This window comes from Kitasatospora paranensis, from assembly GCF_039544005.1.
Taxonomy (GTDB): domain Bacteria; phylum Actinomycetota; class Actinomycetes; order Streptomycetales; family Streptomycetaceae; genus Kitasatospora; species Kitasatospora paranensis.
On sequence record NZ_BAABKV010000001.1, the window covers coordinates 290,928 to 305,056 of the forward strand.

The window sequence follows — 14,129 nt, forward strand, 5'->3', positions numbered from 1 at the left end:
GAAGTCATCTCATTTGGTGATTCTGCGGTGGCAGATCAGGGCGGCGGCGATGGTGGCGAAGGCCGCGAAGTGGGTGCCCTTGCGTTCGTAGCGGCGGTGGAGGCGGCGGAAGCCGCCGAGCCAGGCGACAGTCCGCTCGATGACCCAGCGGTGCCGGCCGAGGCGGGTCGAGGACTCGATGCCGCGGCGGGCGATGCGATGGGTGATCTGCCGTCGCTTCAGGTAGGAGCGGGTGAAACGGTGGTCGTAGGCTTTGTCGCCGTGGAGCTTCCCGGGCCGCCGGCGACGAGGGCCGCGGCGGGAGCGGATCTGCGGGATCGCCTCGACGAGCGGGATCAGGGCCTGACTGTCGTGCAGGTTCGCGCCGGAGACCGCCAGCGACAGGGGCAGACCGGTACGTTCGGTGAGCAAGTGGATCTTCGACCCGAACTTGCCCCGATCGACAGGATTCGGACCCGTCAGGTCCCCGTTACCGTTTTCGTGGCGCGCATGTTCACCGAGTCGACCGCGCACCGCGACCAGTCCAGCTCGCCCCGGGCGCCGAGTTCGTCCAGCACCTGGCGGTAGAGCTTCGCCCACACCCGGGCCGCGGTCCACTCCGCGAACCGGCGATGGGCGGTCGGCCCGGACGGCCCGAAACAGGGCGGAAGCTGGGCCCACGTGCACCCGGAGGTGGCGACGAACACGATCGCGGCCAGCACCTCCCGGTCCCCGTGGCGGCGTCGGCCGCCGCCCTGCGGCCGGGTCGGCGCCGGCGGCACCACCCGCTGGAACAGCTCCCACAGCTCGTCCGGCACCAGGCGCTCCACGATCGTCACGCGAGCAGCCTACAAGCCCAAATGAGATGACTTCTGAGCCCGTCCGCACTGCGGGCGGCGCGAGCCGCCGTCCCTCCCGGGGTCTCCGGGAGGGACGGCGGCCGTGTGGTGGCGCGGGTGCGTCAGGAGACGTCGACGCTGTAGTTCCAGGTGTGCGTGGTGCCCGAGCCGTGCCAGATCTCGTGGCCGGCCTGGACGCTGACCAGGTAGAGGTTGGGGTCGAGCCAGCCGGCGTTCTGGGAGTGGTCCAGGAAGTCGCGCAGGTTCAGGCCGGACACGCTCCAGGTCTGCGAGGTGCGCACGTAGCTGATGACCTGCCAGGAGCCGTAACTGCGGTAGACGTCCCAGTTGGCGCCGTTGGCCCAGACGCTGCCGACCTTGTCCGCGGAGCTCGGGATAGCGCCGTCGCTGTAGTTAAGGAAGACCATTACCTCGTTCTGCGGCTGGCTGCTCGGGTTCTGCGACGGGTCGACCCACAGGTCGTAGATCGAGTCGCCCTTCCAGTTGCTGGCGTTGACCTCGAAGTCCCAGTTGGTGACGACCTGGTGCTCGTCGCCGAGGCGCACCGGGAAGCCGCCGTGGTCGGGGTTGGCGTAGCCCCACTGCCAGCCGCTGACGACGGACGGCCACGCCTTGATGTGCCACTCGTCGTCGGGGATGCTGCTGTTGTTGGACCAGTTGAAGCTGGAGTACCAGTTGTTGCCGAGTTCGGTGTCCGAGTGCGAGACGCACTGGCTGCCGTAGCCCCAGCCGTTGTAGGTGTTTCCCCACTCGCTGTTGTGGGCGTAGTACTTGCCGTACATGATCGTGCCCTCGACGGCGCAGTTCTGCACGGTGGCGGCCTGGGCGGGGGCGGCGGCGACGCCGGTCAGCAGAGCGGCGGCCAGCACGGCCGTGGCGGCGCCGCGGCGGGTGCGGGCGAAGCGGTGCAGGAGGTTCACGGTGGCTCCATGGGTCCGTGGGGGTGGGAGGGACCGGGCGGGGCACAGCGGTGGTGGGGATACCGCGGCTGCGGCTCGCCCCGCTCGATCCGTCTCAAGGATGTCCTGGTCCGGTCCCCGCTCCCATGACGAATGGGCACGGCCGCATGGACGATGGTGCGCTCCTGACTCCGCCTCAGCGGGCGCCGCTCTCCAGCAGCCAGGTGACGGCGGTGACGCCGCGCGGGTAGTAGCGGCTGCCCGCGGCGACGCCGGTGATCATCTGGTCGCTCCAGGACCAGCGGGACTCGGTGGGGTGGCGCAGCCAGTCGGCGTGGGCGCGGTCGGCGGCGGCCATGTCGGCGTCGTCGGGGACGGCCAGCAGTGCGCGGGCGACGTACTGGCACAGGTAGATCTTGGACAGCCAGGAGTTGTCGCTGGTCTCGGAGAGCTTCCAGCCGCCGTCCGGGAATCGGCACCGGCCCGAGCCGAGGACGGCCAGCAGGTGGCCGCGGAGGGCCGCGGTGAGCTCCGGTTCGCCGTGCACATCGGTGCCGGTGAGGTGGGCGAGGGCGAGCCCCTCGACGACCGGGATGATCCGGGCGCCGTCCGGTTCGTCGAGCAGCGCCGGAACCGTACCGTCCGGGCCGACCGAGGCCAGCAGGGCCTTGACGGCGCGTCCGGCGCGGAAGCCGGCCTCGGCGGCCGCGTCCGTGTCGCCGAGGGCGTGCAGGGTGCGCTCCAGCCAGCGGTAGGCGGCCCAGCCCTTGACGGCCAGGTAGCTGCTGGAGCGGGCCTGGCCGAGCGAGGTGTCGAGGCTGTCGTAGGTGGTGATCTCGGCGCCGCCGGCCACCAGGTCGGAGTCGACGGTCTGGACGCCGTCCGCCCCCGGGTCGCGGGCCAGCATGCTGTCCAGGCAGGCGCGCAGGGTCGGGGCGTGGGCCGCGCACCAGGCGGTGTCGCCGGTGGCGGCGTAGACGGCGGCGGCGAGCACCCAGTTGAGCAGTTGCTCGCCGGTCATGTAGGAAAAGCAGTCGGTCAGTCCGGGGCGCTCATAGGAGGAGTGGCCGTGCGGGGACCAGACGTTGGCGACGCCCATGTCGTGCGTGAAGCTGATCCCGTAGCGGTCGGTGTAGCTGTAGTGCGCGAGGTGGCGCTCCAGCACGTTGCGCAGCGTCCAGGGGTGCTGGCGGGCTTCGAAGAAGGAGTGGTCGACGGTGAGGTCGAGGGTGTTCATCATCCGGAACTCGCCCTCGTTGACGATCCAGACGGGTCTGCCGTCAGCGTCCTCCAGCAGTTCGGTGCTGCCGTAGTAGCTGCGGATCGCGAGCGCCAGCATGAACGTGCGGTCCTCGCTCAGAGCTTCCGCCCCCAGGTCCTCGTGGGCCTGTCGCCAGTCGGCGAGTAGGGTGTCGAACTCGGTCAGGGCGGTGGCGGCGACCGCCTCCAGATCCGGGTGGTAGCGGTTGTAGAGGTAGCGGCAGCGCTCGGGTGTGGTCAGGTACTCGGCGGTGTGGAAGCACAGGGCGAGCCGGTGGGTACGGCGTTCGCCCGGCGGCACCTCGAAGACCAGCAGGCCGGTCTGGCCGAGGCCGAAGCCGTCGCCCGGGTGGCGTTCGTCGCCGAGGATGAACGGAATGTCGAAGCCGATGGCGGTGCGGGCCCCGGGGGCGTCGGTGGCGATCGCGGTCCTGGTGCCCTCGCCGATCCCGGTGAAGCCGGGGCCCTCGACGACGCGCATCCCCGCGTAGGGGTCGGATCCCGCGTAGCCGACGAAGGCGCGCAGCGGCGCGGTGCCACCAGTGTTGTCGACGGTGAACTCGGCGAGCACGGCGGGCAGGACGGCGCGGCGCAGCGCCTCGTCGGGGGCGGTGCCGGGTTCGGGCAGCGCGCCGAGCGGGGAGTGGACGGCGAAGTCCAGCGGGCCGGCCGTCCAGCGGTCGGTCACCGGGTCGAGCACCCGCCGGACCTGGTCGGCGGCCAGTGCGGTCAGCGGTCCGGCGGGCGCCGGGGGCGGCCCTCCTCGCCGCCCTGGAAGCGGGCGAGCTGGTCGTCCTGGTCGGCGGCGAAGAACGGCAGCGCGTGGTAGGTGCCGCTGCCGGGGGCGTCCTCGACGGCGACGTAGACGTTCTGCCCGGCCGGTCCTGCTAGGCCGAGGCCGAGGCCGCCGTGCGGGCCGGGGTGTCCGAGGGTGAAGGAGGCGTGTGCTCCCATCGGGCTGTGCTGGACGTTGGTGATGTCCACGGTGGTGCGCTCCTGGGGAGGCGGGCCGGCCGGTGCGGGCGGGGGCCGCGCGCACCGGTCGGCGGCGGGGTGGGGGATGGTTGTCGTGCGGGGAGCGGCGGTTTAGCCGGCCAGCAGCGGGGCGAGGGTGCGGCGGGCGATCTCCAGGCCGGTCTCGGTGCGGTGGCGGTCGCCGGACCAGACGGGGTCTTCGTGCTCGACGGAGAGCACCCCGTCGTAGCCGCCCTCGTCCAGGGTGTCGACGAGGCGGCGCCAGTCGACCTCGCCGAGGCCGGGCACCCGGTAGCGCCACCAGCCGGTGTCCCAGGGGTCGGGGCGGGTGACGGCGCGTCCGGGCCAGCCGTAGCGGGTGCGGGCCGCCGGGTCGGTCTGGATGTCCTTGGCCTGGGCGTGGGCGACCTTGTCGACGTAGGGCCGCAGGGCGGCGACCGGGTCGATGCCCATCCAGACCAGGTGGGAGGGGTCGTAGTTGAGGTACAGGCCGAGCGAGAACATCCATTCCCACAGCTCGGGCGAGTAGGCGAGGTTGCCCGGGTAGCCGTCGGGGTGCCAGCCCTCCATCACGCAGTTCTCAATGACGACCTTGACGCCGCGTTCGCCCGCGTAGCCGGTCAGTTCGGGGAAAATCCGCTCGGCGTCGGCGAGGTTCTCGGCGACGGTCCGGCCGGGGTGGCGGCCGACGAAGGTGCCGACGGTGGGCGATCCGACCAGGGCGGCCGCGTCGATGCAGCGGTGCAGGTGGGCGTGGACCCGGGCGCGTTCCTCGGGGTCGGGGTGCAGCGGGTTGTCGTAGTAGGCGAGGGAGGAGAGCGTCAGGCCGTGCTGGTCGAGGAGTGCGGCGACCTGTTCGGCTCCGGCCCGGTCGAGGGATTCGGCGGCGAGGTGGGAGGCGGTGAACGGGCGGTCGCCGGTGGCGGGCCAGGCGGCGACCTCCAGGGCCCGGTAGCCGTGGTCGGCGGCCCAGGCGGCGAGTTCCGGCAGGGGGACGTCGGGTAGGCAGGCGGTCAGGAAGCCGAGCTTCATGTGGGGACCTCCGTGAAGGTGCCGTGCACCGCGGACGCGGTGACGGCGGCGCTGATGCGGGCGGCGCGCAAGCCGTCCGCGAAGGTGGGCAGGCCGTCGTGGGGCTGGCCTTCGAGGGCGGCGTGCACGTCGGCGGCGAAGTCCTCGAAGCAGGTGCGGTAGCCCTGCGGGTGGCCGGCGGGCAGCGGGTCGAAGCGGTCGGCGTGCGCGGTGGGCAGCGCGGGGTTGCGCCGCAGCACGGTGCTGGCGTCGCGGCCGCCGATCCAGAGCTGTTCGGGGTCCTCCTGGTCGAAGGCGTAGGAGCGGTCGGGGCCGTCGAAGGAGAACCACAGGCGGTTCTTGCGGCCGGCGCTGGCCTGGCTGACGACGAGCGAGCCGATGGCGCCGCGGTCGGTCTCGAAGGAGACCACCGCGCCGTCCTCGGTGGCCACGGCGGTGCGGGCGCCGACCGGTCCGCGCGCGTCGAAGGCCCGGCCGAAGCGGGCCAGGACGCGGGTGATGCGGTGGCCGGTGACGTACTCCATCAGGTCGCACCAGTGGACCCCGATGTCGCCGAACGCTCTGGTGGCGCCGCCCCGTTCGGGGTCGGTGCGCCAGTTGTCGGCGGTCCGGTCGCCGAGCCAGTCCTGCAGGTAGGAGCCGTGCAGCAGCCACAGGCCGGCGTCGGGGTCGGCGGCGATCCGGGCCCGGGCCTCGCGCACCAGCGGGTGGTAGCGGTAGACGAACGGAACGGCGGTCACCAGGCCCGCGCCCTGCGCCGCGGCGGTCAGTCGCTCGGCGTCGGCGACGGTGGTGGCCAGCGGCTTCTCGCAGACCACCGGGACTCCGGCCGCGATGATCCGCTCGGCGTCGCGTGCGTGCAGGTGGTTGGGGGTGCATAGGTGGACCGCGTCGAGGCCGGTGGCGAGCAGGTCGTCGAGGTCGGCGGCGGGCCGGGCACCGGGCAAGCGCGCCGCGGCGGCGGCCGTGCGCGCCGGGTTCGAGCCCAGGACGGCGGCGATCCGGCCGCCGACGGCGGTGACGGCGCGGGCGTGCACGCCGCCCATGAAACCGGTTCCGACGATTCCCACCCGGGGGCGAGCGGACATGAGGGGGCCTCCGTGCTGCGTTCTCTGGAAGGTTCGGGGCGTGCGGGACCGCCGGGGCGCGGCGGCGGGGGGCCGGTGCGCTCCGGTGGCGGTCCTCGGGGTCAGTCCTGGCGGCGCAGGTGCAGCAGGCGGCTACTGTGGTCCCGGGTGAGCCCGGTGGTGAGGCCGCGGGCGGTCAGGACGGCGCCGTGGTGGACCTCGCCGGTGTCCTGGTCGACGTAGCGGGCGTCGGGGTCGAGGGCGGCCATCCGCAGCGGGACGACCGGGGCGCCGTGCGGTTCGGCCAGCTGCCAGGCCACCAGGACGACCTCGTCGCCGTGGACGTACTGGACGGCGTTGCGCAGCCGGTACAGGCGGCCGTGCTGGACGGTCGGCCGGATCCGCTTGTAGCGGGCCACGAGTTCGGCGGCCGCGGCGAGTTCGTCCCCGCGCCAGTGGGTGAGGTCGCCGCCGATGCCGAGCGCGCCGGTCATCGCGACGTGGAAGCGGAACTCCAGCGGCAGGCGGCGGCCGGTCAGCGGGTTGGGGCTGTCGGTGACCCAGGCCCCCATGGTGCCGGGCGGGTAGATCTGGCCGTAGCCGTGCTGGATGGCGATCCGGTCGAGGGCGTCGGTGTTGTCGGAGGTCCACACCTGGTCGGTGCGGGCCAGCATGGCCAGGTCGGTGCGGCCGCCGCCGCCCGAACAGGCCTCGATGCGCAGGTCGGGGTGGTCGGCGCGCAGCCGGTCCATCAGGGCGTGGACGGCGTGGACGTGGCCGTGCCAGAGCCGGTCGGCGTCCGGGTCGCCGGGGCGGCCGGCCTCGGTGAGGACCCGGTTCATGTCCCACTTGAGGTGGTCGACGCCGTGCTCGCGGACCAGGCCGTCCAGCCAGGCGTGGGCCCAGGCGGCGACCTCGGGGCGGCCGAAGTCGAGGACGAGTTGGTTGCGCAGCTCGGTGCGCGGGCGGCCCCTCTCGTGCAGCACCCAGTCGGGGTGCGCGCGGTACAGGTCGCTGTCGGGGTTGACCATCTCCGGTTCCACCCACAGGCCGAAGCGCATGCCGAGGCGGCGCACCTCGGCGGCGAGCGGGGTGAGGCCGTCGGGGAACCGGTCGGGGGCTGGGGTCCAGTCGCCGAGTCCGGCGGTGTCGTCCTTGCGGGCGCCGAACCAGCCGTCGTCCATGACGAACAGCTCGACGCCGAGCGCGGCGGCCCGGCGGGCGAGGTCCAGCTGTCCGGCCAGGCCGACGTCGAAGCCGGTCGCCTCCCAGGAGTTGTACAGCACCGGCCGCAGCTCGTCCGGGCGGGACAGGACGTGGGCCCGCACGTGGGCGTGCCAGGCGCGGCTGGCACCGCCGAAGCCGTCCGCCGCGTACAGGCCGGTGGAGACGGGCGTGCGCCAGGATTCCCCGGGGCGCAGGACGACCTCGGGGCCCTCATGGCCGGCCGCGTGGGTGGCGGCCACCAAGCCGTGCACGGTGCGCTCCACGGTGATGCGCCAGCTGCCGCTCCAGGCCAGCGCGCTGGTCCACACCTCGCCGTACTCCTCACCGGTGTCCCCGGCGTCGATGGCGACCCACGGGTTGGCCTGGTGCCCGGTGATGCCGCGGCGGCTGGTGAGGACCGTCTCGGCGCGGGCCAGCGGCTCACGGACGAGCTGGTTCTCGGCGCTCCAGCCGCCGGTGACGTGACCGAGCCGGTAGTCGGCGCGCAGCGGCACCGTCCAGCGGGCGGCGGATAGCTGACCGATCCGCACGGGCTGCCCGTCCGCGCCGGTGTGCCGCAGCTCCGTCCAGCGGTCCACGGCGTCGCTGTCCGGGTGGACGCGGTAGAAGAGGTCGAGTTCCAGCGGTCCGAGCCGCTCGCGGAAGGAGAGGACGAGCAGGCCGTCCTCGACACGGTGCCCGTCCGGCTGCCACTCGGTGCTGCGGCTGCCGTCGGGGTGCACTACGCGCAGCGCCGGAGCGCCGAAGCGGGCACCGCCCTCCCCGGGTACTCCTCGGCGAGTTCGCCGTCGAAGTTGGTGGCGACGTCCAGAACGTACGGCAGGGCGGCCGCCTGCTCGGGGGTGAGCCGGGCGCCCCAGTGCAGGTGCCGCAGCCGGTCTCGGTCGTCCAGCCGGACGACGTAACTGCTGTGCGCGGTGGTGAGCATCCACAGGCGGGCGGCCGGGTCGTGGTGGACCACGGTCATGGGGGTCTCCTCGCTGATCGACTCCCCGAGCCTAGGCGCGGCGCTCGGCCGGGCAGCATGGCGGATCGTGACCGATCGGTTCTGCGGGCCGCACCCGTGACGGATCGCCCGGTCGACGCGGCGGCGGCCACACCGACCGGGCTCTGGGTCATTCGGCCGGCGGGTTGGCGTGCTCGTCGATGGCGGCGAGCTCCTCGTCGGTGAAGGCCAGGTTGCGGACGGCCACGACGTTGTCCTCCAGTTGGGCGACGCTGCTCGCGCCGACCAGCGCGGAGGTGACGCGGGCGCCGCGCAGCACCCAGGCGATGGCCATCTGGGCGAGGCTCTGACCGCGCGAGCGGGCGATCTCGTTCAGCGCGCCGATCCTGGTCCGGGTCTCGTCCTTGATGTTCGACACGGACAGGAAGGGGCTGGGGCCCGCCGCCCGGGAGCCGGTCGGCACGCCCGTCAGGTAGCGGTCTGTCAGCAGGCCCTGGGCGAGCGGGGAGAAGGCGACCGAGCCGACGCCCAACTCGTCCAAGGTGTCGAGCAGGCCGTCCTCGACCCACTGGTTGAAGATCGAGTACGAGGGCTGGTGGAGCAGCAGCGGCACGCCGAGGTCGGCGAGCGCCCGTGCGGCCTCCTGGGTCTGCGCGGGCGAGTAGTTGGAGACGCCGACGTACAGGGTCTTGCCCTGCTGGACGGCCGTGGCGAGGGCGCCCATGGTCTCCTCGATCGGGGTGTTCGGGTCGGGCCGGTGCGAGTAGAACACGTCGACCCGGTCGGTCCCCAGTCGGCGCAGGCTCTGTTCGAGGCCGGTGAGCATGTGCTTGCGCGAGCCCCACTCGCCGTACGGGCCGGGCCACATGTGGTAGCCGGCCTTGGTGGAGACGAGGAGTTCGTCGCGGTGGTGGCGCAGGTCGCCGGCGAGGATCCGGCCGAGGTTCTCCTCGGCGGCGCCGGGGGCGGCCCGTAGTTGTCGGCGAGGTCGAAGTGCGTGATGCCGAGGTCGAAGGCGCGGCGGATCACGGAGCGCTGGGTCTCGAAGCGGTTGTCCGCGCCGAAGTTGTGCCACAGGCCGAGCGAGACGGCGGGCAGCAGCAGTCCGCTGCGGCCGGCCCGACGGTAGGGCATGGAGTCGTAGCGGGCGGGGTCGGGGGTGTGGGACACGGGTTTCCTCGGTCGGGTGCGGAAATGGGGAGGGGCGGTGGGTAGGGCACGAACACCCGCGGCCGTCCCGGCCGGGACGGTGCCCTAAGGCCGGAACAGGGCGGCGTAGTCGGTGAGTTCGGTGCCGTCCGCGCGCACGGCGGACCACAGCGCGCGGTCGGTGAGCAGGCGGCGGTCGGCGTCGCGGGCGGTGCCGACGCCGCCGTCGGGGAAGCCGGTGCCACGCAGGGCCCGCAGGGTGTCGTCGTCGTGGCCGGGGTGGGTGATCAGGACATGCGGGCCCGGTCGCGTCTGCCGGAGCGCGGCCTGCAGGTCGCCGCAGGTCGGAACGGGGAGCGCGGGGACCAGGCGATCGGCGTCGATCAGGCCCTGCGCGGCGGCGACCGCACGGACGGCTTCGCCCGCGCCCGCGACCCAACCGACGCCCATGTGCTCGTCGAGGTAGCGCACCTGCAGGCCCCACTCGCGGGCCCGGTCGAGCTGGGCGGTGATCTCGGCGGCGGCCTCACGCGGGTCGACGCCGCCGCGCGCGTGCAGTTCGTCCGCGGTGCGCGGCAGGAAGCCGTCGCGGTCCAGCAGCGAGGGGACGGCGCGGGCCGGCAGCACCGGCCGCCAGCGCGGGCGCTCCCACTCGCTGGTTAGGGTGACGTGCAGGCCGCAGACGACGCCGGGCAGCGGGGCGATCAGCGCGGCGGCGTGCGCGGCGGCCGGTCCGGGAACCATCAGCGAGACGCTGCGGGCGGCCGGGCCGCGCAGCGCCTCGACAACGGCCCGGTTCACGCCCTCGCTCAGCCCGGCATCGTCCACCCGCACCACCAGCCGGATCCCCTGCCCGGTCCCGTCCACGCGCCACTCCGTCCCGCCGCCCGTCGACGGGCCGCACTTCCACAGCCTGGACGCTCCGCGGGCGGCCGTCCATGACGGATGGGCACGGGGTCATGGACGACCGTCACGGGATGGGGTGTTCAGTGGCGGGGGCGCGCCGGGTCGCCCTGGACGAAACCGTTGCCGGTGAAGCCGACGTAGACCCGACCGGGAGTGTTCATGTCGCCGGTGACGACGTTCACACCGGTGTAGTAGCAGGCCGGGTAACGGGCGGTCAGGGTCCAGGTCGTACCGCGGTCGGCGGAACTCCACACGCCCCACAAGCCGCCGACCTGGGCGTACGCGAAGACCGTCGGGTAGCCGCCAGGGGTGGCGGCCCGGCCGAAGCCGAACGCCCGGGCCTGCTGCACCCCGGCGGTCCTGGTCCAGGAGCCGCCGCCGTCGAGGGTGTACCAGAGGCCGCCCTGGGCAGTGCTCTGCCAGACGTTCCCGGCACGGCCGGGCACCGCGTGGACCTGACCGAAGACGTGCGCGTCGGTCCCGGCGGTGGGCGGGGGCGTCCCGGTGGCCCGGGCCCAGGTCGAGCCGCCGTCGGTGGAACGGAAGAACTCGCCGTCGCCGCGGGTGGTGGCCAGGTAGAAGGTGCCGGGGGCGGCCAGGTCCGCGTCCAGCGCCCGCTTGGCGCCCCACCAGATCATGTCGTGGATGCCGGGACCGGGGTCCACGCCGGTGGCGGCGGTCCACGTCCGCCCGTTGTCGCGGCTGACGTAGGGGACGTTCAGCGGCTGGGCCTGCTCCGCCGGGCGGTCGGCGTTGGCCGGGTCCGCGGCGTAGTTCGCGGGGATGGTCGGCATCCAGACGATCGACGAGGCGTCGGCGGAGACTGCGATGTTGCCGCCGTAGCGGCGGGTGATATCGGACTTCTGCCCGCCGAAGCGGGTCCAGGTGGCACCGCCGTCGGTGGAGTAGCCGGACGCCGGGTCGCTGGTCCAGCTCGCGTCCAGCGGCGCATACTGGGCGCGGGTGTCGCTGGAGACGGCGACGACGTACCGGGGGTTCAGGCCGGCATAGGCGAGGCTGGTGCCCGCCGAGAACTGGTCGGTGAGGATCGGGGCGGCCGGGTACGCGCCGGGGTCGGTGTGCCGGAAGCCGTTGCGGTCGGCGACGGCGCTGATCGGGTCGCCGCCGGGCGGCGTGACCAGGTCGTAGGTCACCGTCTCCTCGATGCCCGCGGAGACGAACCGCCAGTGCAGGACGGGATCGGCGGCGAAGGCGTCGTCGGCGCGCCACACCCCGATGCCCTGCGGGAACCAGACCCGGCCGGGCGCGGTCGGGTCGAACACCAGGGTGCCGGTGGAGAGCCAGCCGCTCTCGGTGGTGTCCTTGGGCCAGGACATGTCCGGGTAGTCGAGGGTCAAACCGAGCGGCTGCCAGCTCGCGCCGCCGTCGATGGAGCGGAACAGGTGGCCCGCCCGGACGGCGTCGTCGGCGGCCAGCAGCTTGGCGGAGTCGCCGGGTTCGACGGCCACGAACCAGGAGCCGCCCTGCGCGAGCGGCGCGGTCAGGTCGTGCCCGGCCGGGTCGGCGGCCGTGAACCGGCGGATCGAGGAGGCCGCGCCGCCGGCGGGGCCGAACGCCACCAGCAGGGTGCCGTCATCGGCGATCTTGGCGTCGGTGGGGGTGCGGCCGGTTTCCGGGTACGCCAGCTGCCAGCTGTTGCCGGCGTCGGTGGAGTGGTAGACGCCCGCACCGGCGACCGTCGCCCAGATGCCGCGGGTACGGCCGCCCAGCGTCCCGCCGGACGGGTCGAAGAGCACCGAGACGACGCCGGTGCCGCCGGTTCCGACCGGGAGCTGGGCGGGCGCCACCTGCGTCCAGTGCCGGGAGGCGTCGGTGGAGACGTACAGACCCTGGGTGCGGGTGCCGAAGTACACCGTCCGCGCGTCGGCCGGGTCGACCGCGAGGCGTTCCGGACCGGTGCGGTAGTTGTTGTTGCCCTCGACCAGCCAGCGCTGCCCGCCGTCGCTCCAGTGCGCGCCGCGGTCCCGGCTGGCCAGCACCCGTCCGTCCGGGCCGCCGTCACCGACGGCCGCGTACACCACCCGGTCGTCGCTCGCGGCCACGGCCACGCTCTCCACGCCGTAGTCGGCGTCCCTCGGATCCGGCACCCGGTCGGCGCGCAGCAGCTGCGTCCAGCTGCGGGTCACCTCGTCCCACCGGACCAGCCCGCCGACGTCCTCCCGGCCGTAGACGACACCTGGGGTGCGGGGGTGGATCACTAGGCCGGTGACGAAGCCGCCGCCGCCGATCCGCAGCGGCTGCCATCGGTAGTCGGCGGCCCTGGCGCCGGCGCAGGCCGCGCTCTCCTGACGGTCCGCTGCCGCCGCCGCGGACTGCGCCGGGAGGGCCGGAACTGCGAGCGCGAGGAGCAGTCCGAATCCGGCGGCCGCCGAAGTCCGGGCCCGGCGGCGCCGGGGCGGGTCCGTGGCCCGGCGGTACGGTGCGGGTCTACTGAGCGAGCGGGCGAGCATGTGCGCCTCCGTGTCCCTGGTGCCGGTGGTCCGGCGGTGTGCCCGTCTCCCGGGCCGTCGAGACCCGCAGCGTAGGCACCTGCCGGTCCGGCCGACATGGCCCGGGATGCCCGTCGCATGGACGCCCGTGACCGGCGCGTCCCGTGCGGAGCACCGCGGCTGCGGAACATGGACGACCGTGCGCAGTCGGGTTCCGCCCCTCCTCCCGCGACCCGTCCCCGACTACGGTGAACCGCACGTCACCGCAGCCCCGCACCCGGGCTCTCCATCGCCGACGCCGCGGGCATCCCGCTCCGGGCTCCCCGCCTTCACGGCCCAGCACTCCCCGAGGTCCCCGTGTTCACCGACCTTCCCCTGGCAGACCTGCACGCCTACCGCTTCGACGGCGCCGAGCCCGAGGACTTCGACGCCTTCTGGACGAAGACGCTGGCGGAGTCCCGCGCCGCCGCTACCGCCCCTACTGAGGCGCGTCGAGAACGGCCTGATCCACGTCGACACCTACGACGTCACATTTTCCGGCTTCGACGGCCAGCCGGTCCGCGCCTGGCTGTGGCTGCCGCGCGGGGTGCGGCGCCCGCTGCCCGCCGTCGTGGAGTACCTCGGGTACGGCTGCGGACGCGGCACCACCCTGCACCCGACCCTGTGGTCCTCGCTCGGCTACGCGCACCTGCTGATGGACAGTCGGGGCCAGTCCAGCCCGTACGGCGCGGCCGACACCCACGACGGTGACCTCGCCCCGCAGACCGGCGGCGTGCTGACCCGCGGCCTGGCCGGCCCCGAGTACCACTACTACCGGCGGCTGTTCACCGACGCCGTCCGGGCGGTCGACACCGTCGCTGCTCTCCCTGAGGTCGACCCCGACCGGATCGTGGTTGCCGGCGGCAGCCAGGGCGGCGGCATCGCCACCGCGGTGGCGGGCCTGCGCCCCGGCCTGGCCGGGGCGTGCGTCGACGTACCGTTCCTCTCCCACTTCCGGCGTGCCACGCAGATCACCGCCGCTCACCCGTACCGGGAGATCACCGACTACCTGCGGGGCCGCCCCGCCGAGGTGGCCCGGGTCTTCGCCACGCTGTCCTACCTGGACGGCGCCAACCACGCGGCTCGGGCCACCGCCCCGGTGCGGTACTCCGTCGCGCTGATGGACCCGGTCTGCCCGCCGTCCACGGTCTTCGCCGCATACCACCGCTGGGGCGAGCACGCCGGCGGCGCCGACAAGGCCATCCGGGTCTGGGAGTACGCCGCTCACGAGGGCGGCGGCGACCACCAGCTCGCCGAACACGTCGCCTTCGTGGCGCAGGTCACCGGTCGCACCGCCCCCTGACCCCCTCAGGCCCCCGACTCGACCCACCCAGGAGCAC

At 73.8% G+C, this 14,129-nt stretch carries 9 protein-coding genes and 3 pseudogenes; 2 read left to right on the plus strand and 10 right to left on the minus strand.

All coding sequences use genetic code 11. The annotated features are described in order from the left end of the window. Positions 1-9 precede the first annotated feature (9 nt). The 10 genes and pseudogenes from ABEB13_RS01485 to ABEB13_RS01535 all read right to left on the minus strand — a co-directional run bounded on the left by ABEB13_RS01485 (position 10) and on the right by ABEB13_RS01535 (position 12,771). A pseudogene (locus ABEB13_RS01485) lies at positions 10-812 on the minus strand (IS5 family transposase). Between the two features lie 128 nt (positions 813-940). Beyond that, entirely contained in the window at positions 941-1,759 is an 819-nt protein-coding gene (locus ABEB13_RS01490) for a GH12 family glycosyl hydrolase domain-containing protein (RefSeq protein ID WP_345703902.1), read from the minus strand. A 175-nt stretch (positions 1,760-1,934) separates the two neighbouring features. Next, positions 1,935-3,698: a glycoside hydrolase family 52 protein gene (locus ABEB13_RS01495; protein WP_345703903.1), complete on the minus strand. Its 1,764-nt coding sequence runs from the start codon at positions 3,696-3,698 to the stop codon at positions 1,935-1,937. A 29-nt stretch (positions 3,699-3,727) separates the two neighbouring features. Next, positions 3,728-3,982 carry a glycoside hydrolase family 52 protein gene (locus tag ABEB13_RS01500; RefSeq protein WP_345703904.1) on the minus strand — a complete coding sequence of 85 codons (255 nt, stop codon included), beginning with the start codon at positions 3,980-3,982 and terminating at the stop codon, positions 3,728-3,730. A gap of 102 nt (positions 3,983-4,084) precedes the next feature. After that, entirely contained in the window at positions 4,085-5,005 is a 921-nt protein-coding gene (locus ABEB13_RS01505) for a sugar phosphate isomerase/epimerase family protein (RefSeq protein WP_345703905.1), read from the minus strand. Next, positions 5,002-6,093: a Gfo/Idh/MocA family protein gene (locus tag ABEB13_RS01510; protein ID WP_345703906.1), complete on the minus strand. Its 1,092-nt coding sequence runs from the start codon at positions 6,091-6,093 to the stop codon at positions 5,002-5,004. Before ABEB13_RS01510 ends, ABEB13_RS01505 begins: the two co-directional genes overlap by 4 nt. Before the next feature lie 101 nt (positions 6,094-6,194). Next, the gene (locus ABEB13_RS01515; RefSeq protein ID WP_486335361.1) at positions 6,195-8,231 is read right to left on the minus strand and encodes an alpha-galactosidase; all 2,037 of its coding nucleotides are present in this window, start codon (positions 8,229-8,231) and stop codon (positions 6,195-6,197) included. Between the two features lie 183 nt (positions 8,232-8,414). Continuing rightward, a pseudogene (locus ABEB13_RS01525) lies at positions 8,415-9,379 on the minus strand (aldo/keto reductase). A 120-nt stretch (positions 9,380-9,499) separates the two neighbouring features. Next, entirely contained in the window at positions 9,500-10,261 is a 762-nt protein-coding gene (locus ABEB13_RS01530) for a ChbG/HpnK family deacetylase (protein ID WP_345703907.1), read from the minus strand. A gap of 119 nt (positions 10,262-10,380) precedes the next feature. Next, the gene (locus ABEB13_RS01535) at positions 10,381-12,771 is read right to left on the minus strand and encodes a WD40/YVTN/BNR-like repeat-containing protein (RefSeq protein ID WP_345703908.1); all 2,391 of its coding nucleotides are present in this window, start codon (positions 12,769-12,771) and stop codon (positions 10,381-10,383) included. 336 nt (positions 12,772-13,107) lie between these two features. Here ABEB13_RS01535 and ABEB13_RS01540 point away from each other — a divergent pair. After that, positions 13,108-13,170 (plus strand): annotated as a pseudogene (locus tag ABEB13_RS01540) (hypothetical protein); the annotation flags it as partial. 85 nt (positions 13,171-13,255) lie between these two features. Beyond that, a complete protein-coding gene (locus tag ABEB13_RS01545) occupies positions 13,256-14,092 on the plus strand; it encodes an acetylxylan esterase (RefSeq protein ID WP_345709498.1) in 837 nt (278 codons plus the stop codon). The last annotated feature ends 37 nt before the right edge of the window (positions 14,093-14,129 follow it).